The 26794-nt window shown below is 55.6% G+C and carries 25 protein-coding genes and 1 pseudogene; 3 read left to right on the top strand and 23 right to left on the bottom strand.

Translation table 11 applies throughout. The features are described from left to right. Positions 1–20: 20 nt before the first annotated feature. On the bottom strand, positions 21–1391 hold the full coding sequence (locus C8D92_RS01485) for an IS5 family transposase (RefSeq protein ID WP_095612206.1): 1371 nt from the start codon (positions 1389–1391) through the stop codon (positions 21–23). A 116-nt stretch (positions 1392–1507) separates the two neighbouring features. On the opposite strand from C8D92_RS01485, the pseudogene C8D92_RS01480 reads away from it, so the two are divergent. After that, a pseudogene (locus tag C8D92_RS01480) lies at positions 1508–1744 on the top strand (IS30 family transposase); the annotation flags it as partial. Positions 1745–1849: 105 nt separating this feature from the next. Here the strand turns inward: C8D92_RS01480 and C8D92_RS01475 are convergent. From C8D92_RS01475 to C8D92_RS01425, 11 genes are all read right to left on the bottom strand, one after another. After that, complete coding sequence (locus C8D92_RS01475; RefSeq protein ID WP_243402328.1) at positions 1850–2527, bottom strand: sulfotransferase family 2 domain-containing protein; 678 nt, start codon at positions 2525–2527, stop codon at positions 1850–1852. 121 nt (positions 2528–2648) lie between these two features. Then, positions 2649–5720 carry a glycosyltransferase gene (locus tag C8D92_RS01470; RefSeq protein WP_158222395.1) on the bottom strand — a complete coding sequence of 1024 codons (3072 nt, stop codon included), beginning with the start codon at positions 5718–5720 and terminating at the stop codon, positions 2649–2651. A gap of 25 nt (positions 5721–5745) precedes the next feature. Beyond that, the gene (gene rfbC, locus C8D92_RS01465) at positions 5746–6306 is read right to left on the bottom strand and encodes a dTDP-4-dehydrorhamnose 3,5-epimerase (protein WP_095611908.1); all 561 of its coding nucleotides are present in this window, start codon (positions 6304–6306) and stop codon (positions 5746–5748) included. Position 6307: 1 nt separating this feature from the next. Then, positions 6308–7204, bottom strand: a complete 897-nt coding sequence (rfbA, locus tag C8D92_RS01460; protein WP_116918227.1) for a glucose-1-phosphate thymidylyltransferase RfbA — start codon at positions 7202–7204, stop codon at positions 6308–6310. Between the two features lie 5 nt (positions 7205–7209). Further along, positions 7210–8100 carry a dTDP-4-dehydrorhamnose reductase gene (gene rfbD / locus C8D92_RS01455; RefSeq protein WP_243402327.1) on the bottom strand — a complete coding sequence of 297 codons (891 nt, stop codon included), beginning with the start codon at positions 8098–8100 and terminating at the stop codon, positions 7210–7212. Positions 8101–8113: 13 nt separating this feature from the next. Further along, complete coding sequence (rfbB, locus tag C8D92_RS01450) at positions 8114–9193, bottom strand: dTDP-glucose 4,6-dehydratase (protein WP_116918225.1); 1080 nt, start codon at positions 9191–9193, stop codon at positions 8114–8116. Between the two features lie 105 nt (positions 9194–9298). After that, on the bottom strand, positions 9299–10168 hold the full coding sequence (locus tag C8D92_RS01445) for a glycosyltransferase (protein WP_116918224.1): 870 nt from the start codon (positions 10166–10168) through the stop codon (positions 9299–9301). Continuing rightward, complete coding sequence (locus tag C8D92_RS01440; protein WP_095611912.1) at positions 10161–10868, bottom strand: ABC transporter ATP-binding protein; 708 nt, start codon at positions 10866–10868, stop codon at positions 10161–10163. The genes C8D92_RS01445 and C8D92_RS01440 overlap by 8 nt, the downstream gene beginning before the upstream one ends. Beyond that, positions 10868–11695 (bottom strand): ABC transporter permease, encoded by an 828-nt coding sequence (locus tag C8D92_RS01435; protein WP_158222396.1) that lies wholly within the window; start codon positions 11693–11695, stop codon positions 10868–10870. Before C8D92_RS01435 ends, C8D92_RS01440 begins: the two co-directional genes overlap by 1 nt. Then, positions 11634–12677: a glycosyltransferase family 2 protein gene (locus tag C8D92_RS01430; RefSeq protein WP_095611914.1), complete on the bottom strand. Its 1044-nt coding sequence runs from the start codon at positions 12675–12677 to the stop codon at positions 11634–11636. Before C8D92_RS01430 ends, C8D92_RS01435 begins: the two co-directional genes overlap by 62 nt. A gap of 20 nt (positions 12678–12697) precedes the next feature. After that, on the bottom strand, positions 12698–13474 hold the full coding sequence (locus C8D92_RS01425; protein ID WP_116918223.1) for a sulfotransferase: 777 nt from the start codon (positions 13472–13474) through the stop codon (positions 12698–12700). Positions 13475–13868: 394 nt separating this feature from the next. Between C8D92_RS01425 and C8D92_RS01420 the strand changes: the two genes are divergently transcribed. Together C8D92_RS01420 and C8D92_RS01415 are read left to right on the top strand one after the other, a co-directional pair. Further along, positions 13869–15395 carry a hypothetical protein gene (locus tag C8D92_RS01420; RefSeq protein ID WP_116918222.1) on the top strand — a complete coding sequence of 509 codons (1527 nt, stop codon included), beginning with the start codon at positions 13869–13871 and terminating at the stop codon, positions 15393–15395. Positions 15396–15503: 108 nt separating this feature from the next. After that, the gene (locus tag C8D92_RS01415; protein ID WP_095611917.1) at positions 15504–16196 is read left to right on the top strand and encodes an SAM-dependent methyltransferase; all 693 of its coding nucleotides are present in this window, start codon (positions 15504–15506) and stop codon (positions 16194–16196) included. On the opposite strand, the gene C8D92_RS01410 is transcribed toward C8D92_RS01415, so the two are convergent. The 11 genes from C8D92_RS01410 to C8D92_RS01360 form a co-directional block, all read right to left on the bottom strand. Beyond that, positions 16190–18424, bottom strand: coding sequence for a secretin N-terminal domain-containing protein (locus C8D92_RS01410; RefSeq protein WP_116918221.1), 2235 nt, complete (start codon positions 18422–18424; stop codon positions 16190–16192). The two genes, C8D92_RS01415 and C8D92_RS01410, sit on opposite strands and share 7 nt — an antisense overlap. Continuing rightward, positions 18421–18930: a hypothetical protein gene (locus tag C8D92_RS01405; RefSeq protein WP_116918220.1), complete on the bottom strand. Its 510-nt coding sequence runs from the start codon at positions 18928–18930 to the stop codon at positions 18421–18423. The genes C8D92_RS01410 and C8D92_RS01405 overlap by 4 nt, the downstream gene beginning before the upstream one ends. After that, complete coding sequence (locus C8D92_RS01400) at positions 18927–19517, bottom strand: hypothetical protein (RefSeq protein ID WP_116918219.1); 591 nt, start codon at positions 19515–19517, stop codon at positions 18927–18929. The genes C8D92_RS01405 and C8D92_RS01400 overlap by 4 nt, the downstream gene beginning before the upstream one ends. Then, entirely contained in the window at positions 19510–20262 is a 753-nt protein-coding gene (locus C8D92_RS01395) for a hypothetical protein (RefSeq protein ID WP_165819214.1), read from the bottom strand. Before C8D92_RS01395 ends, C8D92_RS01400 begins: the two co-directional genes overlap by 8 nt. A 271-nt stretch (positions 20263–20533) precedes the next feature. Continuing rightward, positions 20534–21637 carry a type II secretion system minor pseudopilin gene (locus C8D92_RS01390; RefSeq protein ID WP_095611923.1) on the bottom strand — a complete coding sequence of 368 codons (1104 nt, stop codon included), beginning with the start codon at positions 21635–21637 and terminating at the stop codon, positions 20534–20536. Beyond that, a complete protein-coding gene (locus tag C8D92_RS01385; RefSeq protein WP_095611924.1) occupies positions 21638–22228 on the bottom strand; it encodes a PulJ/GspJ family protein in 591 nt (196 codons plus the stop codon). Next, entirely contained in the window at positions 22212–22652 is a 441-nt protein-coding gene (locus tag C8D92_RS01380; protein WP_095611925.1) for a type II secretion system protein, read from the bottom strand. Before C8D92_RS01380 ends, C8D92_RS01385 begins: the two co-directional genes overlap by 17 nt. Further along, complete coding sequence (locus C8D92_RS16000; RefSeq protein ID WP_133243093.1) at positions 22649–23074, bottom strand: type II secretion system protein; 426 nt, start codon at positions 23072–23074, stop codon at positions 22649–22651. Before C8D92_RS16000 ends, C8D92_RS01380 begins: the two co-directional genes overlap by 4 nt. A 6-nt stretch (positions 23075–23080) precedes the next feature. Next, positions 23081–23539 carry a type II secretion system major pseudopilin GspG gene (gspG, locus tag C8D92_RS01370; RefSeq protein ID WP_095611927.1) on the bottom strand — a complete coding sequence of 153 codons (459 nt, stop codon included), beginning with the start codon at positions 23537–23539 and terminating at the stop codon, positions 23081–23083. Between the two features lie 37 nt (positions 23540–23576). Then, entirely contained in the window at positions 23577–24773 is a 1197-nt protein-coding gene (locus C8D92_RS01365) for a type II secretion system F family protein (protein WP_095611928.1), read from the bottom strand. Then, entirely contained in the window at positions 24770–26509 is a 1740-nt protein-coding gene (locus C8D92_RS01360) for a GspE/PulE family protein (RefSeq protein WP_095611929.1), read from the bottom strand. The genes C8D92_RS01365 and C8D92_RS01360 overlap by 4 nt, the downstream gene beginning before the upstream one ends. Between the last annotated feature and the right edge of the window lie 285 nt (positions 26510–26794).

Raw genomic sequence — 26794 nt, 5'->3', positions numbered from 1 at the left:
GCCCTTGCAAAACCCGCCTTTCAAACGGGAATGGAAACCACCTGATTCATTGATTGGCCGGTTTGCGTTCCGGATTCCCGCAGCAGCCCCAACAACTCCTGGATGAACCGAAGCCCAAAAAGACGGGCCAGGCGTCGCAGGATCTTCCTCAGATTGAATCCAACCGCGCAAAGCACCGCGTGGATTCGGTCGCCGTCATGTCCGCGCAGGTGGCAGCGGTCCAGTAGCCCTTCGTGCTTGAGGTGTCCGATGATCGGCTCAACGCTGTTGCGCCGGTGCTGATGCTCCGGGTGGGCCGTGCCTTTGCCTTTTTGTTTCCCCGTGATGCGCACGTTGGACAGCGGGGTGATCTCACTGCCGCGATACCCCCGATCCACCAGAGTGTGTACCGGCAGGTGGCCACAGTGGCGGTGCACTCGCATCAGCCCCTCATGCAATGTGTGGCCATCGTAGGGGTTGCCCCGCAGCGCCTGACAGTCGAGCACGAAGCCTTCTTTGGCGGTGGTGATGACGCTGACCTTGCTGCCAAACTCATACGGGGTGCGTGCCTTGCCCTTGGCGATGCAGGCCACCTCCGGCTCGTGCAGGCTGTAAAGCTTGGGCCGGTGTTTGGGATCGGCGTACTGGCGAAGCAGATACAGTGCCTGATAGAGGCTGTCATCCAGCGCCTGGCTGCGCTGGCCGTAAGGCTTTTGGCGGATCACATCACCGCACACCCGTCCGAGATACCCATGGAGCTTGCGAAGACGTTTGTGCATCCGCCGAAACTGGCGGGCGTGGGCGTAACGCCCAATCCGCATGAGCAGCCCATCCAGTGAGCGCTCATAGGTCTGGCGAAACGTCACTCCCTCCGCCTTGGCCCGGGCCACCAGGCGCCGGTGAGCGCGCGCCATCAACCGGGCCTCGCTGGGATGTGCTATGGCCTTGTGCATCACCGTGGTGTCCGCCACTGCCACCCGGAAGCTCCCCGGGGCCACCGTTCCGGTCCCTTCGCCCAGCTCCACCGTCATCCGCAGAAGCGCCCGGGCACCCTCCTCGCCGATGCGTCGACGAAATCGGCCCATGGTGGATTCATCCATCGGCGGCTCGTGCTGAAACGTCGACTCGCCGCAGAAATACTGCCAGTACGGGTTCTCAACCCACTGATCCAGAAGCTCGCGGTCGGACAGCCCCTGCATGTGTTTGAACATCTGCAGCCCAACATGAAGCCGGATCGGGTGACCGGGACGACCATTGTCCGGGCACCAGTACGGACCGAACTGCTGTTCGCACTGCGGCCAGTCGATGCGTTCAGCCATCCGGACCAACGGATGACGCAGGTTAATCATGTCTTCGAGATAGAGCTCAAAAAGCCCTTTCTGGGGTGGCTGGCGGTCGTCACTTGGAATCATGGCAATGGAAAACTACACGGTTTTGAGGCTGTGACTGCATTTTCGGGGAGAAATTATACCGGAAAACGTCCACAGAGGTATGTTTTTATTGCACATTTTTGTTTTGCAAGGGCGACTACTTAGCGGACCCGCACAGTCCCTGGCAACGCGCCGTGAACGAAAATACCAACGGCCTACTGCGCCAATACATGCCCAAGGGAACCGACCTGTCCATGCTGAGCCAAGAGGAGCTGGATGCGATCGCCTTCCAGCTCAACTCACGCCCGCGAAAGCGACTGGACTTCCAGACGCCTCTGGAGGTATTAATGGATCTGCTTAACCGCAGTCAGGATGCCCCCACAGGGGTTCATTAACCGAGTGTTGCACTTGGAGTTGGAGACCGCCCTTCAACCAACTCCAGGGGCATAAACATTTTGCGTGCCATCATTATGCGGACTTAAGATGGGATCACCGAACGGTCAATAATCAGCCAGCTTTTGTGCGAAAAAATAAAGCTCTAGATCCAAATATACAAGATCATAAATCTTTCTTTTTGTCCTAACAGGAACATCATCGATCTTTGGCCGCTCTTTATTACGATTAGATTCTAGGATTTCATTAACATTCCAGCCGAATTTTTGATTGATTCTCTGAAGAAATAGCCCCAAGTTATCTTGAACGCCAACGACTGAAAGCTGCTCGAGGTTCTCTTTTGCCTTTTGAAGTAACTGATCCTCTGTATAGGCACCACGGAGTTTTTTTCGAGTATAGCCCTCGTGGCCGTGCGCCAATTGCCATGTTTGTGCATTAAATATATCTACAATTACGGGTGCTTTCTTGACCTCCAAAAACTCTTCAAAATTTCGACTTTCTTTGGCTATCACCGGCCCACCTCTATCTCCCTCGACGGATCGCCAATAGTAGTAAAGAGACACTACACGATCAAAGGGATTTCTCAGAACAGTAAAGACGTTGTCCGATAGCGACTTCGCAAGATCATAACCAATGTGTGCAGATATAAATCCATATTTCTCGAGTTCTTCATCAGGCATGGACTCTATTTGCCTGTGGAAGTAATATGGGCACACTGCATCAGGAGTAAACTGCGATGCAATAGACTGCCTGACTGCTGTACCTGCCGTTTTTCCTATATGCAAAAAAGCGTACCTAGTAGATTTATTATAAATTTTCAAAATATCCTCTACCCTCAAAAAAATAGAATATCTAATTCATAATCAAACGCAAGAAATAAAGCTTAACCGAATAACGATAAGCCCCTTAACTAATGGGCCTTTCGCTTGCTATTTTGTATGCTTCATCTAACAAACGCCTGCGAGCGAAATTTTCATTAACAGAAAGCGGAGTTTTGTAAATAGAGGTTGTCTTCTTTACAAATCGGAAATCAGCACCCTTAGTTAGCCGCTTCCAGAATACCCAATCTTCCAGATAGTCAAGATCCTCATCAAAACGAATGGTTTGACCAGCAAGGCTTCGCTTGAAAAGCACACTCTGAATGGGCAAGAAGTTATGATGAAAAAGTACCTCCCGGTCAAATTCTTGATAAAAAAGAGGCAGCGTTATGTGAGCATGTTCAGTGTAATAGCCCCGCGATTTATCAAAGTACTTCACAGGGGTATCCCAGGCGAGCGAATAGGCAGCATCACTGTCGTTGCGCAGTATTTCTGTTACCAATGCTTCGATATGATCTGGTAGCAATAGGTCGTCGTCATCGAGTATTACAACGTACTGTCCAGCCGCCTCGTCCAGTGCACGATTCGCCGCATGAGCTCTGCCTTTTTTGGGGCATCTAAGATGCCGGATCTCGTATCGCTCTGGACTAACTCCTCCCACTTGCTCACACAATGCCTTCGTGCTGTCGCCACCATCTTCAGTAATAATGTGCTGAATAGATGGATATGTCTGGTTCATCACTGAAAAAATTGCCTGATTCAGTAACGCTTCCCGACCTTCAACGGTTCTAGTGATAACCGTTACTAACGGCAGGTCTTCCAGCTGGTCAATTATTGCTCGATCGCTTTCCCAAAAAGCCCCTTCTCTGCAAAGGTCATAATCGAACCCACGAAAAGGGAAGGCTGCCTTACTCTTTTCTCTAGTAGCTAAAAAGAACATGCTCTTCGCTAACGTACCGGGCAAAGAACGCCATAGTAATCTGCGGCTATCATTGAAACCCGCACCACGAAATGCCAACGCAAAGATTAAAAAGTATCCTACAAGGACATCGCTAATATTGCCATACCGACATCGGATCAGAAGATTCGCCGCAGTGCTTCCGGAAAACTGCAGGGGCTTAATTTCGCCTTCAGACTCATATGTATGGTGGAAGACAACCGCGCGAGGCAAATACTTTAATTGGTAACCAGCGCGACGAAAGCGATAGGAAAGTTCTACGTCCTCGCCATACATAAAAATACGCGGCTCATACCCGCCAACTTCCAGATAAACCTTGCGTTCAATAAGAATACAGGCGTGAGAACTCCAATTTACTTGCAGCGTTACTGGATCCACGTATTTGGGATGCTCGTAAGGAGATTGCCGCAACTCCCAACTGGCTACATCTTTGTCTGAGAGAGCAGCAGAAACGGCATTGACAATAGCCTCCCTCTGAAACTCGAGGTCAACATTGCTGACGAGCACATAGTCAACGTTAAGCTTTCGAATTGCATAATCGTGCCCGCTACCAAAGCCAGCGTTTGGTCTACGCGCCACTTGCAAACTGGCGAATCGTTGTGCGTTGCTCGCAAGCAGGTCTTTAAGCTTTGAGTGTGTGTCGTCAGTTGAGGAATTATCAACGAAGAACAAGTGTATCTTGTCAAGCGGATAATCTTGAGAGAGGAGACTCTCCATAAAGGTTTGAAGCCACCGCCCGTTGTTATATAAAACAACCGACAATCCTATCTTCGGCAGTTCCGGCGGCATAGCGTCGGGGAATGGATTCCAGAATTTCTCAAGAGACCGATTATCCACAAGGTGCTGCAAAGCGGTGGCATTTTGCCTGGAAGAAACCAATGCTCGAGCTTTGACAGACGACAGTCTTCGCAAAAAATACGACGCCATCCATCTTACCGGTAAAACCGTTTTCCTGATGCCAACGCTAAGAACTTTTCGAAAATACCGCAGGGGGGCTGTCCACCGCCAGGATTTGGAGCTATACAACTGCTGTAAAAGAACGTCTACCTGCCAACGCACTTGCTCCAACTGCTGATAATCCGTTTGCAAAGACTGGTATTTTGCAACGGTGTCCGCCATTTCGGATTCTTTCTGTTCAAGCAATTCCTCTTGACGCAACAGATTGTTCTGCAAGTCGTTGATCGTTTTTCCCATCGACCGATTCTGACGTTGTTCGGAGGCTATTGTCTGACGCAAACCATCCAAATCACCTTCAAGATGATCAATGCTCGCATGCAAACTTTCTATGTCTGCCTCCAAGTGAGTCGCATAGCGCTTCGATTCATCAGCTTCAAGCTCGAATTTTCTAACTTGTTCGCGAAGCAACTGGTTATCTGCTTCGACGTGGGAAGAATATTCTTGGGCTTCGTTAAGCCGATCAGCCAAATCGCTGAACGGCTTGTAAAAGGCCATTACACTTTTGTAAGCAGTTTCAAAAGAACCGTAATCAGGGGAATCACTGGTAAGCACCTCCCAAAAGCGCGCTGACAGTTCTTCAATAAAATTGTCCTCGTGTACATCAGACGTATCAAATCTCTGATGTTGAAGTTTACGCTCTAACAGAGACATGTTCAGATCAGTTAGGCCTAGAAAATTCTGGATCTGCTCTTTCTGGTCAGTGTCGCCTCCCATCAAAAGGTCATAGTTGACCACTTGAAACGCAACGCAGTGGTCCTGAAGAGCTTTAAAAGCTTCAAAGTTATAAACGAACCAGAGTGCAAGCCCATACTCTACAGACATGCCGTCGCGCCGATTTAAAGAGTGCGCCACCGACAGTGGATTACGAACAACGAACAAAACCTGAGGCCTCTTCAAGAAAGGCAACCACTGCTCCAGGGTTCTGGAAACCCTCGGGTCTTTGAGCCCAACCGCAGCCGCACCGGAGGAGCGGTTGTCCAGCCATCTTGCGAGAAATGTCTTGGCCTTGCGCTGCCATTGCTCGCTACTCCCAAGTGTCGGCAGCACTACTCTTTGCCAGGCATCAACGCTTCCAAGCAACTCCTCGTTCATGCCAATAAAGTCGCGATCCTCCCAGAACCCTAGAGGGTTATCGTCCCCGGGAGGGATCAGATTCGTGCCAAAATCAACACCAGCATTATCAAGAAGCCTGCAAATCGCGCTCGTCCCTGAACGATGCATACCTACAACCAGCACGACACCCATGCGGTTTCCGGAATCGAGACTAAAATCACTCAAACACATCACCCTGCGCATTCAGAAGGTTGAGATCAGGCGCAACTCGGTCTTTGTCAGAGAGCTGTATCTCGCCCACGTCCGGCCAGGCTATGCCAACGGAAGGGTCGTCCCAGCGCAAGCTACGCTCATGGTCCGGCGACCAGTAATCATCGACCTTGTATTGAACTTCGGCCATCTCACTGGTGACCAAAAAGGCGTGGCCAAAACCAGCTGGTACCCAAAGCTGGCGTTTGTTTTCAGCGCTGAGCAGCGCTCCGGTCCAATGACCAAACGTCTGCGAGCTTTTACGCAGGTCAACCGCGATATCAAAAATCTCGCCGGCGGTGGCACGAACCAGTTTTCCCTGTGCAGCACCTGCAGTCTGGAAGTGAATACCTCTCAACACACCCCGACCGGAGCAGGAATGGTTGTCCTGCACAAAACTGACTTCTTTGCCCACAATCTCGTTGAAGCGGGCGACGTTGAAGCTCTCGTAAAACCAGCCCCGGTCGTCACCAAAAACCCGGGGCTCAAGAATCAGAACGCCTTCGAGCGGCGTCTTTTCAACATTCATATCAACTCTCCATGTCCCCGAAACGCAACAAATCCAGCAGGTACCTGCCGTAGCCGGTTTTGCTGAACTGCTGCCCCATCTTTTCCAGGGTTTCGTCGTTTATCCAGCCATTGCGCCAGGAAATCTCCTCAGGGCAGGCTACTTTCAGGCCCTGACGGTGCTCCAGCGTAGCGATGAAATGGGAGGCTTCCAGCAGGGAATCGTGGGTGCCGGTGTCCAGCCAGGCATACCCGCGCCCCATCAACTCCACGTGTAGCTGGTCGTGCTCCAGGTAATGGGCATTGATATCGGTGATTTCCAGCTCTTCCCGGTGGGAGGGTTTCACCTCTTTGGCAATATCTACCACCTGCTCGTCATAAAAATAGAGCCCGGTAACGGCATAGCGGGATTTGGGAGATTCCGGCTTCTCCTCAATGCTGACCACCTTGCGGTCTTTGTTGAACGCAACCACGCCATACCGCTCCGGATCGTGAACCGGATAGGCGAACACAGTCGCACCCGAAGCCTGGCCATCTGCCCGGTGCAGCAGTTCCCGGAAATTACTGCCGTGGAACAGATTGTCCCCCAGCACCAAAGCACTAGGGCCGCCGTCGACGAAAGACTCCCCAATCAGGAATGCTTCGGCCAGTCCATTTGGTTCGTTCTGCACCGCGTACTGCAGGGAAATGCCCCACTGGCTCCCGTCACCCAGCAGTTGCTCAAAACGCGGCAGATCCTGGGGCGTGGAGATCAGCAGAATATCCCGGATACCCGACTGCATCAGTGTGGACAACGGGTAATAGACCATAGGCTTGTCATACACCGGCAACAACTGCTTAGAAGTAGCCAGGGTGCAGGGGTGTAACCGGGTACCGGAACCTCCGGCGAGGATAATCCCTTTGCGCTTTGTGCTTTTCATCGTGGTCAGTCCTTGTGCCAATCGCCCAGCGTCACGCCCAGTGCGGCTTTCCAGTCTGGCAACTGAATTGCCAGCGCCTGCTCAATCCTGCTGACATCAAGCCGGGAGTTTTTCGGCCGGGGCGCCGGCGCCGGGTATTCACTGGTTGGAATCGGGAATACCCGTTGCTCGCCCATCTTCAATGGTGCCCCCCGCTCACCGGCCAAGCGGATGATTTCACGGGCAAGACCACACCAGCTCGTCGCTTTCCGACAGGTAAGATGATACACGCCGCGTATCGCGTCATTGCCCAAGAGCCGGGCCCGGATAACCAATGCGGTAACCTGGGCAATCAGCCAGGCTGGCGTTGGCGCGCCCCACTGATCGGCCACCACCTTGAGCTCATTCCGCTCAGCGGCCAGCTTCAACATGGTCAGCATGAAGTTGCGCCCGCGAGCCCCGTAAACCCAGGACGTGCGCAGAATAACCGCGGAGGGTGAATGGGCCAAAATCGCCTCATCACCCGCCAGTTTGGTTTTACCGTAAACCGACAACGGCGCCGTTGGCTCGCTCTCTGGCATGGGCGCTTCGCCATTACCGGCGTAGACATAATCCGTAGAATAATGCACCAGCAGCGCTCCGTTGGCCTCAGCCCACCGGGCGAGTTTTTCCGGCAACCCGGCATTCAGCCCCCGGGCGACAGTCTCTTCGCCTTCGGCCTGATCCACTGCGGTGTAGGCAGCCGGGTTAACCACAACACCCGGGCGAAAGCGCTCCAGCAGGGAGTCCACAACCTCCGGGGACGCCAGATCTCCATCGGCGCGCGTTATGCCAACAACCTCACCCAGTGGCGCCAGAGTTTTCAGGAGTTCATGGCCGATCTGTCCGTCACTTCCTGTTACCAGAATACGCATTATCTGTCCGCCTTCCTTATGGATTTTCAGATGGATCACTGACCGAACTGCCGGCCGCGTAGTGGCCATCCACCCACTTCATGTACTCGCCGGATTTCACATTGTCCACCCATTGCCGGTTGGCCAGGTACCATTCAACGGTTTTAAGCAGACCATCGCCGAAACCGACGTCCGGATACCAGCCCAGCTGCTCGGAAATAAACCGGGTATCGATGGCATAACGGCGGTCATGGCCAGGCCGATCCGGCACACATTCGATCAGCTCGCGATAGCCACCCTGCCTGGGCTTAAGAATCTGGAGCATGTTCGTCAGGCTCTCCACCACATCCAGATTGGAGCGCTCCGCCCGGCCACCAATGTTATAGGTTTCGCCCGGAACACCTTTCTCCAGCACCACCATCAGGGCCTTGCAGTGGTCCTCTACGTACAGCCAGTCCCGCACATTACTGCCATCGCCATACACCGGCAGCGTCTCGCCCGCCAACGCGCGTTCGATCATCAACGGAATCAGCTTTTCCGGAAACTGATACGGGCCGTAGTTGTTGGAGCAATTTGACGTAAGCACCGGCAGCCCGTAGGTATGGTGCCAGGCCCGAACCAGGTGGTCCGAAGCGGCTTTCGAAGCCGAATAGGGGCTGTTTGGCTGGTACGGATGTTGTTCGGTGAAAGCCGGGTCTGTCATGGACAGCGATCCGTACACCTCATCGGTGGACACATGCAGAAACCGGAATTCCTCCGGTTCGCCCTGCTCACGCCAAGCATTCAGGGCACTGTCCAAAAGATTGAATGTGCCCATCACGTTGGTTTGCAGAAAGGCTTCCGGTTCCTTGATGGAGCGATCTACGTGGCTTTCCGCCGCAAAATGCAAAACCGCACGGGGCCGGTAAAAATCCACCACCGCGCGCACCGCCTTGCTGTCTCTCAGATCCACCTTTTCAAAATGGTAAGCGGGGTTATCCTGAATATCGGCGAGATTTTCGGCGTTGCCGGCGTATGTAAGCGCATCAAGATTTACCAGGGGCTCGTCTTTTTCGGCGAGCCACAGGCGGATAAAGTTAGAACCAATAAATCCGCAACCACCTGTTACCAGAATCATCCGCAATAGCCCTCGGGAGCCAGTTTGAAAACCGCGCATTATCACAGATAAGGCGAGCCTTTTCACAGAACCGCTCCGGGCCTGCGGTTGCAAAAATGTAACCTGTCAGCGCGGCGCCTTACCCACTCGCCAGAACCGCCAGCCGTGGCGCATAAAGAAGCGGAACGCCGAGCGCACAAACCACAGGCGGTGTTTCAATGGCTTGCGTGCCGCGCCGCCCCCGGAATGGCGCACAACCGCGCCGGGCTCGTATACCTGCACCCAGCCTCGGGCGGCGGCGCGCACAGACAGGTCAAAATCTTCAAAATACATGAAATACCGGGTATCGAAGCCGCCCAGGTCCTGCCAGAAACGCATCCGGGCCAGCATGAAACACCCACTGCACAATTCCACACCCCGATGCTCCCACTCCGGGCGCCTGTCCCGGTATTCGTAACGGGCATTGAGGCGCAGCAAGACAGGTACCCGCTGCAACAGCCGGAACTGGCGCACCGCGAGCACCGCCACCGAGGGGTACCGCTTGCAGCCATACACATCCCGGCCGCTTTCCGGGTTCAGCAACCGGGGCACTACCAACCCGCAGGACGGGTCACCGGAGAGCCGCCACAGCATGCGCGGCAAAGCCTGTTCTGCCACCTCCACATCCGGATTCATCACCAGCGCGGCATCAAAAGCCTGCAGAGCAATGCTCTCCAGCAGAAGATTGTTTGCTTTGCCATAACCACGATTCGCCTGGGCCGGCAGAACTTCAACCCGAAACGGAAAAAAGCCCGCCAGCTCCCGAGAGCGGCTGCCGAAGTCCAGCGGCGCCTCACCGTTATAGACAACAAACAACGCCGCCTCACCCAGCGCGCCCTGGTCCCTTGCAGCCAGCAGGCTCTTAACCAGGGTTTCTACTGCCGGGTAAAGCTCGGTTTCACACCAATGATGAACAACCAGCGATACCGCCAGCCGCCTGCACGCCAGATCAGCCATTAGCCACCATCGCCTCGTACTGGGGCAGAACCTCGTCGATGGGGCCACAAAGAACACTGCGACCTTTATCAATCACCACCAGCTTGCTGCACAAATCCCTCAGGGTATTCATGCTATGAGAGACAACTATGGCGGACTGCCCTGAGGCAATTCGCTCACGCAGCATAGCCGAGGACTTTTTGCGGAAAGGCGCATCCCCCACCCCAAGCACCTCATCAATCAGCAGAACATCCGGAGAGGCGGCCAAGGCCACACCAAAGCCCAGGCGCGCGCGCATGCCGGAGGAATAGGTTGAGAGCGGCTCACCCATCGCTTCGCCAATTTCCGCAAATTCGGCAATGGCATCCAGCCGAGCCTTCGCTGTTTTACGGGTCATACCCAGCAGGACACAACTGAGGACGGCGTTTTCCTCACCCGTGAGTTCCGGCAAAAAACCCACCTGCAACGCCAGCAGGGAGGTGCGAACACCGGGTTTATGCCAGACGGTGCCGCGATCAGGACCGATAATACCCGCCAGCAGCTTCAGCAGCGTGCTCTTGCCAGCGCCATTGCGTCCAATCACCCCCACGACCTCACCATCGTGAAGATCAAAGCTGACATCCTCGAGGGCCCAGTGCTTGTGTCGTGAAAAAACGCCCCCTGACGGATAGGCAACGCCGGCCGAGGAGACCTGAAGCAGGCAATCCTTATGATCAGCCATTACGCCACCCGTTTCGGGTAAACCCGATCAAACCGAACCAGAAAAGTCACTGCCAACGCGCAAAGAACGCCGCCGAAGCCTGCAGCATAAGCCACCCCCTCCCAATCCGGCAGCCCCGAGGCAAGCAAGACCTGTCTCACCCCCTCCAACAGACCGACCAGGGGGTTCAGATAAAACCAATCCCGGACCGCCTCGGGAAAGTCCGCCACATCGAAAAACACACCGGAGAGAAACATCATCAGCAGCATGCCGTTATTAATCAGCATCCGGAGATCTTCGGCAAAGGGTACCAGTGCCGCAGAAAACAGCGTACAACCGGCCACCAGCAACAGCGCCGCCGCCAGCACCGGAAACAGCGCCAGCCAGTCCCAACCGGGCGGACGCTGAAAAACCCACACGTAACCGAGCAGCAAAACCAGCACCAAGCCGAACTTGAGGGTATTGGCCATTACAGGAATCAATGGCAAGAGCACCTTGGGCAGGTACACCTGCTGAATAAGCCCCCGGTTAGACAGCAATGCACCGGCGCCCTGGATCACCGTGGTTGAAAACCACTTCCAGATCACCAGCCCTGCCAGCAAAAAGCCCACGAAACCCTCGCCGTCTTCACCGCCACGAATGCCCATGGCAAAAATGAGGTAAAACGCCGTCATGTACAGCAGGGGCTCAATCACCCACCACAGAATACCCAGATAAGTGCGGGTAACGTCCCGGTGCAGTTCGGCTGCCGCGCGTAGCCAGACAATATCAAACCAGTTTACCGCCCTATTCACTGGAAGCACCTCCCAAATCCGGATTCGGGTGATCGCTTCCGACGCTGCCAGCAAGAAAGGGAGCACATTTTTCCTGCACTGTCGTTAAAGGGTGAGTCTGCAGAACCTTTTCGCAAGCGTTCAGCAGCGCTGGGGCATGCATGGGATTGAGCTTTCCAAACAGCAAAGGCTGCTTGGTGGGCGGGGTAAATCCCTCACCCCTCAACTGTCGGTACTCTTCGTTCAGCTCTTCAAAAGAGTGGCCCTGCTGGCGCTTGCCGGTGGTTACCCCGCCGTGCAACTGATGAAAACACCCTTCACCGGCCAAGTAGATAAGAGAGGAGTCCGGGTGCTCAACCGCCCGCTTGTAGAAGTCCAGGTTCACCAGACCACCGCCGGGCATCTCGAACCCTTCATCATAACCGCCCAGCGCATCGTAGAGGCGGCGCGACACGCAGATGCAATTGCTCTCTGCCGCAATGCCCAGCCAACCGGCCGCGCAGGAACCACCCCAGGCGGCAATTTCAAATAGCTTGTAACCGTGTGCAGGCCAGTGAATCGAGTCCAGCAACTGATCTTCTACTTTTTTGCTGTACCCCTGCTCAACGGTCACCCGTTGATGGGCAGGCCCAAGGTGCAACCCCAGAACAGCAACCACCGGCTGCGATGCCAGGCGAATGGCATCTGCTGTGCCTCTCACAACGCCGGGGCTGAGCATGCGGGCGCCATCAATCATTACCGCCACATAGTCCCCGCTGGAGCGCGCGACGCCGATATTGATGGCATCTGCGGGCGACACCCGGGCCTGATTCCGGCGAACCAGAACCAGAGGAACACCAATATCGCCAACCGGCTCAAGGTTCAGAGGCTCTGGCGAGGCGTTATCGACCACCACCAATTCGTAGTCCACTTCCTCACTACCCTGCTGGTAGCGGCGGGAAAGGGATTCAACAGTTCTGAGCGCCTCCCGCTGCATGTTATAGGCAATCACAATAAAGGAGAGACGTGGGCGCCTGGATTCAGCAGGACGCGAGCGGGAAAATAGATTCCGAATCATGAATCAGGACCAGTCCAGGTTTACCAATGTGCGGCTATTTGCTTGAGCTCCAGATAGAGCTCTGCAATATGTGCCGGCAGGCCTTCAACTCCCTCCTGCCGATGGGTGCGAAGTGCCGGATCAAAAAACGGCGACCGTTCCTGCGAGACCCGGGAGGCGAGACCTTTCAGAAGCCCCTCGCGACGTACTCGGCTTGCCAGCCCCTCTTTCAGGCCGAGCTTCCTGAGAACCCGACCAAGGGACGCCACATAACGATCATCAGGCTCATCAAAATCAACGATCGAGAAGCTGTATTGCCTCCACGCCTCCAGCAACTGGCGATTATAGGCCGCCCAGAGCCCCATATACTCCTCAATAGAATGCAGGTTAGGGTCCCTTCGGTGAAGCGAGTGCGCCACCGACATTGGGTGACGAATGGTGCCCACCAATTTTGCACCGGGAAACCGTTGCAACCAGCCATCAAGGGCCAGCAACGCCCGAGGGTCTTTGAATCCCCAGCGTCGGACGCCCTCGAACTGGGCACAGAAATCCTCCCTTTCTTTTCGAAGATCCTCGGACCACTCAACCCTTTCCGGCGGACAGTGCCAGCTTCCACCGTTCGCCTCCAGCAACCGCTCATGCAGTGCCATCAACTGAGGGTGCTCGCGATTTCCTTTCTTATTAAATGGGTTTGCAGTGTGAACATCACCCAGAACAAGCCCGGCCTGCTGAAGAGAGCCCGTGAGGCAGCTTGTGCCACTTCGGTGCATGCCAAGAACGATCACAGGTGGGGCGATATCCAACCTATCCTTTTCCAAAACAGGCCTCCAGGAAACGATTTCATGTGCGGGCAGCCGGGAGGGGCCTCCGGGCCGGGGGCGGGCAAATGCTACCTCATTTTTGCCGGGAGTGACTAACAGCAAGCTGTCATATTACAGGCAGCCCATAAATCAAGCTGCAACCTGATCAATTCGTAATCATTTCGGCGTACTGTTGACCTTCGCTCTGTATACTTTTGTAACTTCCCGAAATCCCGCTGAAAATTTGTTTCGTGATGCGTTTTCTAGTTGACAACCCTCTGCGCTCTACCTACCATCAAATTCGTGAATTCCGGCGCATGCGGCAGGAAAACCGAGTGTGCCGGGTTCCGGAGTTTTAAAGAACCTTGTCGACAAGGTAATTAAACTTTAGAAACTAATAGGAACGTTTCTTATGTATAAAAAAATCCTTTTGAGCTCAGCGATCGCTGCGGCACTGGGAACATCTGGGGTTGCACACGCAGCTGTGGACCTCGACCAGCCTAACGGCCAGAACCCGCTTGTTTTTGCTGAAGAGATCGCCGTAGGCTCAGGCGTAGATCTTAACGTGACTGCAGCCGGCACAAACGGCGGCGGCGACTCCGCAACCGCAGCAGCCGTAGAAGTTGACTTTGGCTTCACCATTGGTCAGGGCACTTCCAAGTACGTTCGCCTTGGTTTCGACCAACCGCTGGCCGCTGCATTGGTACCAGATGATTTTGGTGATGACTCAGCCGCAGCTGCAACTTACTCAATCTCTCAAGGCGGCCAAGCTGGCGATTCCTTTGTAATCGTGGAAGTTGCCGCGCCCACAGGCGGTGCGGACGTACTTCAGGATGACAGATTTGCTTTCCAGCCGCAGGATGGCGACGAGATTGAAGCGACTGACCAGAACACCCGCTCTATCTCTTACGACCTTTACGAGACAGCGGTTGATGCGGTTAACGAAACCAACCTACTGGTTTCCAAGTCCGGCCAGTGGATTACCTGGGGCCCAGGCTACGACCTGACCTGTACTTCAGCCAACCCGTCACAGATCGACGTCGTTGATCCGACTCAATTTGTTGACGGCACCAATACAACCAACGTTTCCAACCTGAACCTGTCCGCACTGAACGTGTTCACTGAAGGTGGTACTGCGGTGACCATTCCGGCGAACTACTTCGGTGCTGGTGCAGAAGTTGTAGTCGAAGGCAGCACTGAAGCTTTCGAAACCGCTGCAGGCTTCACCCTGAACACGGTTGCTGCTGACGCGGCTCCTGCAAACGGTTCTGCTACCTGGACTGCAACTGCAGACCCGGCCGCCGAGCTCAACGGCGTCTTCGCTGTTACAGCTGACGGTACAAATGAAATGGTTCAGTCTAACTACACTCTGAGCGTGACTGACACAGCTGGCGCAGCCACCTACGACGTAGGTACTGTTTCCACAGCTTGTGGCAACCTGCAGTTCAGCGGCTCTACTGACCGTCTGGATTTCGCCCTGACTCCGAACGGCGCGTTCCAGCAACTGGCTCGTATCACTAACCCGAGCGGCACTGCTGGTGACGTAACCGTTACCGTTATCAACGATGATGGCGACCAGGTTTCGTTCGACCTCGGCGATATCAATGGTGTAGCTAGCAACTCTCTGGACGCTCGTGCGAGCACCAAGCTGATCAACATCGACGACATCTACGCGGCCGCTCAGGCTGCTGATCCTGCCTTCGCCATTGCTGCGACTGGCCCGGACAGCAAGAACAAGCTGCGTGTAGTAGTGCGTGGTGAGTTCGGCGGTGACGCAGTTGAAGGTTACAGCGCAACTGACCGTGACTCTGACGGCTCAGGTACTTCCGTTACCACCAGCTTCACTGGTGAGCGACTGGTAGAGCGTCGTGAAGACGGCATCTACATCCAAGGCCTGACCGTGAGCCGTGACAACAACGCCTTCTTCCAGACCAAGTAATTTGATCTGAAGAAACGTTGTGAGAAAGGCACCCTTCGGGGTGCCTTTTTTTTTGCCCTCCGGTAGACTCTGGCCCCTCGACTTACTGTGTAACGGACAAGACATTCCATGAGCATGAAACCCGGAGATCCGCACTACCGCGCCTATGTAGGCGACCCTGCCAACTACGATCTTATTGCAGCTACGGTGTTCAACCTGCTCACTACGCTGGGGCTACGTGATCACCACCGAGTTCTGGATGTGGGCTGTGGATCCTTGCGCAACGGCAGACTACTCATTCCTTACCTCGCAACGTCCAGCTATGTGGGTATCGAGCCGAACCGCTGGCTAGTGGAGGAAGGGATCGCTAAAGAGATGGGGCAAGACCTGGTTGAGCTCAAGAAAGCACGGTTCTCCTACCGAACGGACTGCGCCGAGCTGGGCCAGGATGATCGCTTTGATTTCGTGCTGCTACAGTCGATCTTCAGCCATTGCGGAGAGGATCTTGTCAGGCATTGGCTACGTGAACTCACTCCACATCTGGCCGACGACGGCGCAATTATTGCCACATGGGTTTCTGGACCAGAAAATTCGGGAGAGACCGGGTGGCTTTATCCGGGGCTGGTAAGGTTCACAGAGGATACGTTTAAAGGCCTAGTAGATGAAGCGGGTCTGACTCTGAAGCCGTTGGCATGGCCTCACCCCATTCAGAAGTGGGCCATGCTGACTCGCGCACAGGCCAAGCTGGACTGGGTGGAGGAAACCGGGCTGTCGTTTAACCGGGCTTTCCAGAAAATGCGAAAGCCCCGGCCAAGTCACTGAGACATTTTCTGGCTGTTCCACGTTGCTTCACTGGAAGTGCGGATTCGCTCTTTCAGTAGCTCTGAAACATTTCTGGCTTCTTCGTCGCTGCGCACGACGTAAGGCACCACCATCACCATCAGCTCCGTGGTAGAAGTGCTGTCTGAATCCGTGCGGAACAGCGCGCCAAGAAGCGGCAACTTGCCAAGCCAGGGCACACCCTGTTCGCCCTGACTGGTGGTTTTCGAAATCAGACCACCCAGAACCACAGAGCCACCGTCCCGCAATGTCAGTGAGGTTTCCACAGCCCTGTTCAGGATTGTAGGCAGGAAGCTGTCGCCACCACTGGTGTCCTGGGTTTCGCTAAGACTCTGGCGAATGCGGATATCGACCAGGCCACTGGCCTGCACAATAGGCTCTACAGTGAGATCCACGCCGGTTTTACGGTACTGGAACTGTTGCAGCACATCGGTATCGCCATCGCTCTGGGTATCACTCTGGCGGGTTGATGTGAGAACCGGAATCTCGTTACCCACCTCGATGGTGGCGGTTTCACCACTTTTCACCATGATTTTTGGAGAGGAGCGAATAACCGCTTGGTTCGAATCGTAAAAGGCATTCAGCACGGCCCGGGTCTGGCCTGCACTGTTCAGGGTATAACTAAAGCCCCTGCCACCAATACCCAGACCACCCAGGGTTTCCAGGGTCCCGGACAGGTCGCCGATGCTGTTGCGGGCAAACCATTCCACACCCATACCTTGATTATCATTAAGCGTCACTTCCGCCAGCACGACTTCCATCAGCACAGAAGGCTCCTGCTTATCCAGTTCAACGGCAATGTTGCGCAACCTCAACCAGTCAGCACCACTGCCCCGGAAAATCAGGACGTTACGGTTTTTGTCCACCACCAGTCGGCCGCCGGCAACCTCAGTCGCCGAGTTACCCGATGCACCGGAACGACTGTTTGAGGACGAAGATGAGCTGCGATCCATGTCGGAACTGCCACTACCATTATTAACGCCCGAATCGCCACGAGTGGATTCTCTTTCGCTACCCTCGAGTGCGTTGCCGCCATAGAGTTGCGACAGAAGAGAGGCAAGCTCTTCGGCACTTGTATTCTGGACTTCGTAAGTGAACATGCCGGATTCGATCTCTTTCTGGAAATCCTGATCCAGCTTTTCCGCCCACTGACGGGCATGGGAGAGTATTTCACGACTACGGCCTAACACCACGACAGCGCCCAGTTCGGGAAGGGGCAAAATCGTCATGCTTATGCCGGTGCCGCCGGGACGCCCCACTGAAAAACCCTCTGCGGTCAGGATATCCTGCAGCGCGGAGGCAAGGCTTGATACGTCCCGGAAGACCGGCCGAAGCACGAGGCTGTTACGACCCTGCAACAACGGCCTGTCGAAGAAAGCGACCGCCTGGGACGCCTCTTCGACTGCCTTTCTGTCGCCTTTCAGGATGATGGCGTTTCGCAGGGCATCTTCCTGTATTTCCAGCTTGCTGCCTTTGAACAGGGGGTTAATCAACCCCCGTACCTGATTGTTACTGACAACCTTCAGCGGAATAACCTGGAATACCGGGCGATGGCTTGCCGGAACATCTGGCAGGGTTTCACCGGAGACGAGCAGAGGTACGCCCTGGGTGGTCACATTCTCCGCCGGTGAGAAGGTCCACACGCCCTCTCTCTGCTCCATGGCAACTCCGTAATCCGCCAAAACAGAACGTGCTGTCCGGAACAGCGCTTCTGGTTCAAGGGGCTCTGTTAAACGCAGTGTCACCAGATCGGATTTCTCGGACAGTGAGGGCGCAAGTGAAAACGAGAGGCCGAGCTTTTCGCCGAACACCTCGTTGATAAACACCGGCAGGGGCAAGTCATTCAGCTTTACGCTGATAGGATCTCCGGTCAATGAAGGCCCCTCTTCTGACGAGAAGCCAACATTGGATGCGCCGGAGCCAGTTCTGGCCGCCGGCCCCCATTCGGATTTCATGGAAACATCCGGTGCGGTCGCAGAGCCAGATTCTGACTCGGCGTCTTCTTTTATAGCGCTGTCTCGCGGCGTCTGCGAGGGTTGCTTATCGGCCCGCTGAAGAGGCACAGCCTCGAAATGCTTTGCAGGATCAAAACCCGTCGACTCTTTCTGCTCACCACCAGTCTCCGACAGCGCGGCACAACCAGACAACAGGGAAACCATAAGCAGACTGCCCGCCAGGGCATATGGGCGGCGTTTGCACAACATCATCATTCGTCACGTCCGTTAGTCGGGCTTCGGGGGAACAGGAAAAGCTCTCGCACTTCACCAGCCTGCTCCAGAGAAATTTTCTGCTGGCCGATCCGGGCCAGTACCACACCGGAATCCTGCAGATTGTCACCTTGGGCGGCACGGAAAACAGCCGGCTTTTCGTCACCTGCGTTCAGATCTTTCAATAGTACCTCTGCCTGTCTACCAGCAACCCTGAGAATGCCGAGCAGGCGGAAGCGGTCAAGGCCTTCAGGCAACGCAACTTCTTCATCTTCATCGCTCCCGGCTTCATCTTCCTCCGGCGCCACGGCCGACCAGGCAGCACGTTGATACAGCGTTTCCAGGCTCCAGTCGATGGGAACTTCCTTGTTCCCGGGCTTTTCAGCCGGTAACGGGAGGGCTTCCGAGCCCGTGAACCCGCCGGTAACCGGCTCTGTCTCCGCCAGAAACCAGCCAAGAAAACCGGCAAGCACGAGTGCTACCGTTGCAACAGCCAGGTTGCGAATCATCCTGGCTGCTCCTCTTGAATTCCACTCAACAAAACTCTGAATTCGACGATCACCGCCACTCCAGATTTCCGGCCAATCCTGATATCCATGCTATCGATAATCAGCGCCGGCTCAGCACGCTCAATGTCTGCAACCCAGGCCCACGGCGCAGCACCGTTTTCCGTACTGACGGTAAAGCGCCCCCGCATCTCGTGAATGCCATCAACAAGCAGTTGAGGTTCTGCAAGCTCAACACTTCGCACTCGGAGGCCGAGCGGGCTATCAGAAACACTTCCATTGATAAACTCACGGACGGCCGCTTTTGCCAGGCCCGTTGTGCGTCGGTTCCATGCCTTCTGGAGGGCTTCTTCCCTCTGATTTTCCAGTGCTTCCAGCATCGCAGGCCAGTAATCTTGCTGTGCCAGGGCCTGCCGTTCGGCTATATTGGCTTGTGCACGACGCCATTCCAGTTGCTCAAGTGCCAACCTGTCATCCATCCACAATAAAACGTAAATAAGCAGGATCAGGCCGATGGCCCAGCTACCCAACCTGAGCAACGGGCTTTCCTGCCATTGTTGGCGAATATCCCGGCGGATTGAATCAATCATTTACCGGCTCCTCACGCCTCGCCGTCGCCACCCGGGTACTTATTTCCATAACCGTGTTGCCACGGGCCTGCGCCTGAACATCACCGAAGCGGGCCGCTTCCTCGAGGGCGGTAATGACTCGCGTTGAATCCGGCAACGGGCCTTCCGGCTCCCAGCTCAACTCCAGCCGGCCATCCCGATAGGCCCAACGCACAAGCCTTCCTCCCTCTACCTCGAGCAACTCGGCAAGCTCGGCTGCCACTTCAACTTGGGAGGGCGCATTGAATTCGGCGAGCAAAGCCGTCTGAGACTGCAAGCTGGCCGCTTTCTGTCGCAGGGCAACAATGCCACTGATGCTCTGCTCCATCTGCTCAGCCCGTTCTCTGGCGTTTTCTGACCCAACGCCGGCACGAATAATTGCAACGCCATAAACCAAGACGAAAAACCCCAGTAGCGCGGCACTGAGTGGAAAAACACGGCTTTCCAGCGATGAGCTCCGGCCTTCCAGGCTCTGGCCAAAAGGTTTGTCATAACCGGGCGATGCTGCGGCAACCAGCCTATCTGCAGACACGTCGCCAGCTCCGTGGCGCCGCAGCCAGGCTGCCACTTCCTCGCGGCTGACCGCAGCCGAGTATCGTTTCTCATACAGCCCATGCTTTGGGTGCTGGTACTGCACCAGCACCAGTGCGTTGCCCTGTTCTTGTACCCACCGGTAACCGCCAGCGTCCAACTGGGGCCACAGGGCAGCTTCCGGAACGAATTCCAACTGGTTTCCCGCGGGCTGAGACGCCTGCCTTACACGGGCTTCCAGTTCCTGAGACCAGTACCAGACGCACGCCAGGCTCCCTTGCCAGAACACCCAACCGCAAACGGTGTCGAACGGTGACTTCTGCTCAAGCTCAAGCCTGAGCGCGCCCATTCTTTGGCGGTGAGGAACACTGTCCAGATCGATTCGGGAAAACAGTACCTCGCTTCTGGGCAGCACGCATGCACCAGAGGGAAAGCCTGGGAGAGGCCCAAGGGCCTGTTTTGCGCCGTTACTCCAGCGGTAACTGGTTCGGGAAAAACGCTGAATAATAGGGCCAAGCACTGGCGCGAAGCGTTGCTTCAGTCGTTGCATTCGGGCTAAGGGCATCCGTTGTGTCCGGCTCCTGTCTGCGTTGGTTCAGATTAACAGGGTGACTGTATTCGATAACCCAGGGCGCGCCATTCGAAATGGCGGTGAATTTTACTTCAATCCAGCGTTTATGTCTGCCCTGTGCATCGCCAAGCATGATTCTTACATTACCGGAAGGCACCCACAGAGTTTGAAATTGCCCTCCCTGAAACAACATGCCAAATCGTGACGAGGCGCTGCTTAGCGATGGAATAATCTCCAGCCCCCGGCTTCTGGCAACCTGTTGGGCATCAGACTCTGTCAGAAAGTGAATCAGCTCAAGCATTATCGGCGGGGACGTGTTGAGGTTAGACATGGTTCCCGCGCCTGAAGTGCTGACACGAATCAGGGACTCCGTTATCTCGGGATATTTCCCGGCAATTGGCAGGTTCTTGAGCTCGTGGGGCGTTACCGGAAATCTATTGGGCGGCAGCGTTAGCCCCTGCTCTTGGTAGGCCTCCCGCTCAGCACCATTCAGCCGGGCGAGATTATCCCGGTCTTGGTAGTCAAGGAGTTGATCAAACCAGCGGTCTGCATCGGCAGGTGGCACGCCCAGCAACTCCATTATTCGCAACCAGGTTTCACGCCGCGGCTCTAGCAAGCTCAGTGTTGCCCCGGCATCCTGAAGGCTGTACCCGGAATCGCCGACACCACTGTACCAGGTACCGTCAAACCTGAGGGTCGGCCCGCCAGTGTCCTCCGGTGCGCTCGCGCCGAACGGGCTGCTGGTGTCGGTCGTTACCGCTCCTGCATCCAGGTCGGCACCCGCAGCATTATGTGGGCGCGCTGAAAGCATATAAAGCAGGGTTTGCTCCGTAGCCATCATCTGCTGCTGCAGGAGCGCGAGTTCCCGCATGGAATATGCCTGTTCCAGCGTGTTGTTGATTCTTGCAACAATGCCACCGGTAATCAGGGTAAGCGCTGCGATGCTCCACAACACGACGGCGAGCACAAACCCTTTCTGTTTTGCCGGTATCCGCCCCATTTACTCTCCAAGCATGTCACGATAGTCATCGCGACCGTACGGCCGTTGCATGGTTGCCCCAAATGCCCAGACCCCACCGGATGCATCCTCAATACGGACCGCTACAGGCAGCCTGGTTGTTCCACCATCCCCTCCCCATTCGTTGACCCACTCACCATCTGGCTGGAGGTAACCAAATGCTGCATCGCGGGGAAGAGCAAGGTTCATTTCGAGTGGTGTTGAAGCAGCATTATTGCCTTCGCGGTAGGTGAGCACCGACTCGCCCGGGCGCTCCTGCAACCGCCAGGTGATCGGCGTACGTTTGCCTGCGCTATCAAGAATCGGGGCGAAGGTATAACCAACCAGTTCTGTGGAAGTGCCTTCCACACAGTGACGAATATCGGTACATGGGACCAAGCTGGCTATGGAACCAGTCCACCACTGCGCTTCACGGAACCTGACATCCACAGAGGAGGTAATTTTCGCAACGCGGTCATACAGGTTAAGGCTGAGCCCTAATCCCCTGACAACGAGAGTAATTACCAGGCTACCGATGACCATGGCCACCAGAAGCTCCATCAGCGTCATGCCTTTTTCACAGCGTTGGCTCATCCATCACCTGCTTGCTTGCCGCTCGGCGCGTATGGATCTGGTCCAACCTTCGCGGGCCTGCATAAAGCGTTACCTCAACGTCGTACAGAGCAACCTGATGGATACCCTTAGCACCACTGCCCGTAACCGCGAAGGTAGGCCCTTGAAAACGTTCAAATTGTGCTTCAGCGGTAACAACACCCTGGCCATTCTGAAATTCCGCAACGGCCTGCTTGTCTGCTGGCAGCTCACCAAGTTCAATTGTGCGTACCCAAGCGAGAATCTGAGGCTGAAGCGTTGTAGTAGCGGCGTGGGCTTCGGCTTTTGCAAGGTTCTGGAGGCCGGTATTAATAAGTGCGAACAGCGCTGCGCCCACCCCTGCGACGATAACGAGCGCAACGAGTGCTTCAAGCAGAGCGAAACCGCGGGAGGAAGTGAGACTCACGTTTCACTCCGAGGACGACACAATGGGGCTTCAAGGGCATGAGAGAATCGCTTTCCACCGCTTAGCTCCCAGTGAATCACACCCCCAGTGCATGCGCCGTTCGGGCGATACTCTACGTCATCCGGCACCCAAATCCTCGGGTAACCTTCACCCAGGTCAGGCAGTGGCAGCGGTGAGCTTGCCGCAGCATTCCGCAGGGGGATATAGCCCTGCGTAGACTCCAGAGAAAACCCTTGTCCGCGATTCATTACGGCTACCGGCAAGTTTTGCAGATACAGAGCAAGCTGGTCCCGCTCGTTTCTCTCTCCCAGCTTGTCCGCCAGCCGCATGACCGCCGGTGTGGCGACGGCCGCTCCCAAAGCAAGGATCAGCAGTACGACCATCAGTTCCAGCAGAGTGAAACCAGCGATGCGTTGCCCCATGGCCACTCAGCCCTCGGGCAGGTAACCGATATCTGCGTCAATACCTTCCCCGCCCTGTTTGCCATCGGCACCGTAGGAATAGAGCACGAAGCCCTGAGGATGGGTGGAGCTGGGCTTGTACTGGTAAGGCATGCCCCAGGGATCTGACGGGAGCTTGTCGCCCAGGTAGGGGCCATCCCACAGGCTGCGCCGGCGCTCATCTGAAGGCGGGTTATTCAGCCCCAGAAGACCTTCCTGCTCAGATGGGAACTGGCCCACGTCCAGCCGGTAGGTCAGCAGACCGGACTTGAGCATCTGGATCTGCGTTTCGGCAGTTTGCACTTTGGCAGCGTCAGCCTTGCCGAACAGCCGTGGGCCAACGAGGCCCGCGAGCAGGCCTAGAATAACGAGAACTACCAGCAGTTCGAGTAGCGTAAAGCCTTTTTCAGTGTTGCGGGTTTGCGATAGTTGCGGTGTTTGCTTCATAGAGTTCCGGTCTGGGCGGTTCAGGTCTTGAGTCTGGTCAGAATGCGATGTCGTTTGCACTGGTAATCGCGAGAATAACGCCCATGATGATGACGCCTATCATCCCTCCGATCAACAAGATGGCAATTGGTTCAATCAGGGCCAGGAAACGCTTCATCCGGTTTCGACCGCTATTATCATGAAGCTCTGCCAGGGATTTGAGCAGGCGCGCCACCTCGCCGGATTTTTCGCCGGCGCGGAGCAGGTTGTAGCCGGTATTCGTGATTACCGCATTTTCCTTCAGGGCGGAGGACAGGGGGATCCCCGATTTCACCTGGCCGGACACTCGGGCAAGCCGGGTTTGCCGCGAAGGCAGCCGAACGGTGTTCCTTGCCAGTTCGAGGGCGTCCAGGATGGCGACCCGGTGATTGACCAACGCCGCCAATATGGAGGACCAACGGGCGGTTTCAGCTTCCACAATCCAGTCGCCCACAACCGGCACGCTTTGCAGCCCATCTATAAACCTTGAGCGCACGGCTGGCAGGCTGAATACACGCGCCAAAATCACCATAACCGCCAGCGCCGCCCCAATCACCCACGCCATGTGAGCATTTACCCACTGACCCGTGGCAAGCACGGCCCAGGCAAGCCAGGGCAGTTTGTCTCCGTGCTCCAGCAGGTTCTGGAATTGTGGAACCACGAAAGTGAAAACCAGCAAGACCGCACCTATGCCCGAGAAACAGAGAATCGCCGGATAAACCAGAGCGTTTTTCATCTCGGTCGCAATCTGCTTTTCGTACTCCATCTGGGTAACGGCCGTTTGAAGGCTGTCACCCATTTCCCCGGTCATCTCACCTGCCCTGACCAGCTGAATCAGATATTCGGGCACCGGTACGCCGGAGGCACGCAGCGCGTCGCTGAAGGATTCGCCCTGTCGAAGCCCGGAGGACCACCGGTCGAAGACCGACTGCATGGCAGCACCGCGCTCACCGCCGGTGAGGGAATCAATAGCGTCTTTCAGACTGACGCCAGAGCGCAACAATGTTGCCAGTTCAGACAAGGCCAGCAACAACTCTTCCCGGCTTGTTTTACCTTTGCCCTTGCTGACCTTCTCAGCCGCGCCGGATTCGGCCAATCCCGTTACCCGCAAGCCCTGTTGTTTCAGCTTGCTGAGCGCCTGCCTGCGGGAATCTGCCTCTATCTCACCTTCCTGTTTCTGGCCATTAGGGTCAATGGACTGGTACCTGAAGTTCATGCTTCAGTGGCCTCGTCTTCCGCGACGCTGGCGCCTGCAACCCGCATGACTTCTTCTATGGTGGTTTCACCCCGGGCTGCCTTGATCAGTCCATCCTGCAACAGGTTGCGGTGGCCATGCCGCGCGGCCCACTGGCGCAGCTCGCTGATGTCGGCATTGTCTGCAATCAGGGTCTGCACTTCTTCTGTGGCCGGGATAATTTCGTAAATCCCCAGCCGACCCCGGTACCCGGTGCCATGGCAACGTTCACAGCCTTTGGGTTCGACGAACGCCGGTTTTTTGACCCAGTCGCCGGCGAGCGGTTTCCAGAGGGAATCTGGCAGATTTACGGGCTCGCTGCAGCCTGAGCATGCCTTACGGACAAGGCGCTGGGCCTGAACCGCTTTAACCGGCGCCGCCACAAGGTAAGGTTCCACGCCCATATCCACCAACCGGGTGAACGCTGACAAAGCATCGTTAGTGTGCAGTGTAGAGAGCACAAGATGACCTGTCAGTGCAGACTGAATTGCAATCTCGGCGGTTTCCAGGTCGCGGATTTCACCAATCATGATGATATCCGGATCCTGCCGCAGGATGGCCCTCAACGCTCTTGCAAAGGTGTAGCCGATATCGGCATTGGCCTGGATCTGGGTAACCCCCCGCACCTGGAATTCCACTGGATCCTCCACGGTGATGAGCTTTTGTCGACCATCCACCAGTTCTGATAGACCGCTATAGAGAGTTGTGGACTTACCGGAGCCGGTAGGGCCTGTTACCAGAACAATCCCGTTGGAAAACCCGAGGACCGAGCGCATCAGCCTGAGGTGGTCCGGCTCCATGCCAAGACTTTCAAGTGACAGCGATTCCCTGTTCTTGGGCAGCAAACGCATCACCACCGATTCGCCGAAGGAGCAAGGGGCGGTGGATACCCGGATATCCATTTCCTGGCCACCCAAGCGAGTACTGATCCGGCCATCCTGAGGCAGCCGGGATTCGGCAATGTCCATTCCGCTGATCAGCTTGATGCGCGAGGCAACGGCGGGGAAACGGCTGGCTGACTGGGTCATCTGGGAGTGCAGCACGCCATCAACCCGATACCGGATGATGAAGAACTCTTCCCCCGGTTCCACATGAACATCCGAAGCTCCTGCTTCGACGGCCTTGGCAAGCACATTATTAACCAGTTCGACAACAGGGGCCTCTTCGGCCAGCTCTAGCAGGCTCTGACTGCCCTGCTCGCTGAACAGCCGGGTGACCGCCAGTTCCTGACGGACAACACCCACCAGTCTCTCGATCTCGTAAGTCGAAGCAAGCACCCATTGAAGCCTGAAACCTTTGGGTTCCAGGGAGGTTTCGAGCACTTCCCGGATTTCGTCACTGTGGAATCTCGGAGACAGGATGCAAACCGTTCTCTTTTCGGGCGCATCCTCTGAATCCGAAGCCCCGCCTTCAAACCAGGCCACCACCTCCTGCTCCAGCATCCATTCCATACTGACCGGCAATTCCCGCAGGGTTTCATATACCTGGAAGTCATCGGGTGCAGGTTGCTGTTTGCCCAGGAGCGGATAACCCCACTGAGCTGACAGAGCTTGCAACACTACATCTTCACTAGTGGCCCCGGAACGCACGAGAAGACTGCCCAGAAGCCCACCAATCTGCTTCTGAACTTCCAGCGCCTGATTCAATTCTTTCTCGGAAACAGCGCCCAATTCGACCAGCCAGACGCCAAGGGGTTTCCAGGGGTGCGGTACTGCCATGGGGTTGCAATTCCAGGGTAAGTTTCTAGAGCCGGATTGTAGCAGAGTGGGAGAAGGACGGGACAGGCAGCCACTGCATAAAACAGGACTGCGATTGACGAAGGCATCATACTTGCGGCCAGCGTTTACTTTTGGATGGCAAGCACCCGATACAGTAGACATCTGAATCACGACAGCCGGTAAAGGTCAAGACAATCATCACGCTTAAAAAAGAGCGGGGAAACTAACTGGACATAATCAGCATGTGTCGTTATCAACTGCACACCGAGGCAGATTATGTTTCAG

Origin of the sequence: Tamilnaduibacter salinus (genome assembly GCF_003096655.1) — a bacterium.
Classification (GTDB): domain Bacteria; phylum Pseudomonadota; class Gammaproteobacteria; order Pseudomonadales; family Oleiphilaceae; genus Tamilnaduibacter; species Tamilnaduibacter salinus.
This window is presented reverse-complemented; position numbering and strand designations above follow the sequence as displayed.

Bases quoted from the DNA above. Each gene is read 5' to 3' on its own strand.
- C8D92_RS01485 (WP_095612206.1), bottom strand. From the start codon at position 1,391: ATGATTCCAAGTGACGACCGCCAGCCACCCCAGAAAGGGCTTTTTGAG.
- C8D92_RS01470 (WP_158222395.1), bottom strand. From the start codon at position 5,720: ATGGGTGTCGTGCTGGTTGTAGGTATGCATCGTTCAGGGACGAGCGCG.
- rfbC (WP_095611908.1), bottom strand. From the start codon at position 6,306: ATGAATGTTGAAAAGACGCCGCTCGAAGGCGTTCTGATTCTTGAGCCC.
- rfbA (WP_116918227.1), bottom strand. From the start codon at position 7,204: ATGAAAAGCACAAAGCGCAAAGGGATTATCCTCGCCGGAGGTTCCGGT.
- rfbB (WP_116918225.1), bottom strand. From the start codon at position 9,193: ATGATTCTGGTAACAGGTGGTTGCGGATTTATTGGTTCTAACTTTATC.
- C8D92_RS01445 (WP_116918224.1), bottom strand. From the start codon at position 10,168: ATGGCTGATCTGGCGTGCAGGCGGCTGGCGGTATCGCTGGTTGTTCAT.
- C8D92_RS01440 (WP_095611912.1), bottom strand. From the start codon at position 10,868: ATGGCTGATCATAAGGATTGCCTGCTTCAGGTCTCCTCGGCCGGCGTT.
- C8D92_RS01430 (WP_095611914.1), bottom strand. From the start codon at position 12,677: ATGATTCGGAATCTATTTTCCCGCTCGCGTCCTGCTGAATCCAGGCGC.
- C8D92_RS01420 (WP_116918222.1), top strand. From the start codon at position 13,869: ATGTATAAAAAAATCCTTTTGAGCTCAGCGATCGCTGCGGCACTGGGA.
- C8D92_RS01415 (WP_095611917.1), top strand. From the start codon at position 15,504: ATGAGCATGAAACCCGGAGATCCGCACTACCGCGCCTATGTAGGCGAC.
- C8D92_RS01410 (WP_116918221.1), bottom strand. From the start codon at position 18,424: ATGATGATGTTGTGCAAACGCCGCCCATATGCCCTGGCGGGCAGTCTG.
- C8D92_RS01405 (WP_116918220.1), bottom strand. From the start codon at position 18,930: ATGATTCGCAACCTGGCTGTTGCAACGGTAGCACTCGTGCTTGCCGGT.
- C8D92_RS01400 (WP_116918219.1), bottom strand. From the start codon at position 19,517: ATGATTGATTCAATCCGCCGGGATATTCGCCAACAATGGCAGGAAAGC.
- C8D92_RS01390 (WP_095611923.1), bottom strand. From the start codon at position 21,637: ATGGGGCGGATACCGGCAAAACAGAAAGGGTTTGTGCTCGCCGTCGTG.
- C8D92_RS01385 (WP_095611924.1), bottom strand. From the start codon at position 22,228: ATGAGCCAACGCTGTGAAAAAGGCATGACGCTGATGGAGCTTCTGGTG.
- C8D92_RS16000 (WP_133243093.1), bottom strand. From the start codon at position 23,074: ATGGGGCAACGCATCGCTGGTTTCACTCTGCTGGAACTGATGGTCGTA.
- gspG (WP_095611927.1), bottom strand. From the start codon at position 23,539: ATGAAGCAAACACCGCAACTATCGCAAACCCGCAACACTGAAAAAGGC.
- C8D92_RS01365 (WP_095611928.1), bottom strand. From the start codon at position 24,773: ATGAACTTCAGGTACCAGTCCATTGACCCTAATGGCCAGAAACAGGAA.
- C8D92_RS01360 (WP_095611929.1), bottom strand. From the start codon at position 26,509: ATGGCAGTACCGCACCCCTGGAAACCCCTTGGCGTCTGGCTGGTCGAA.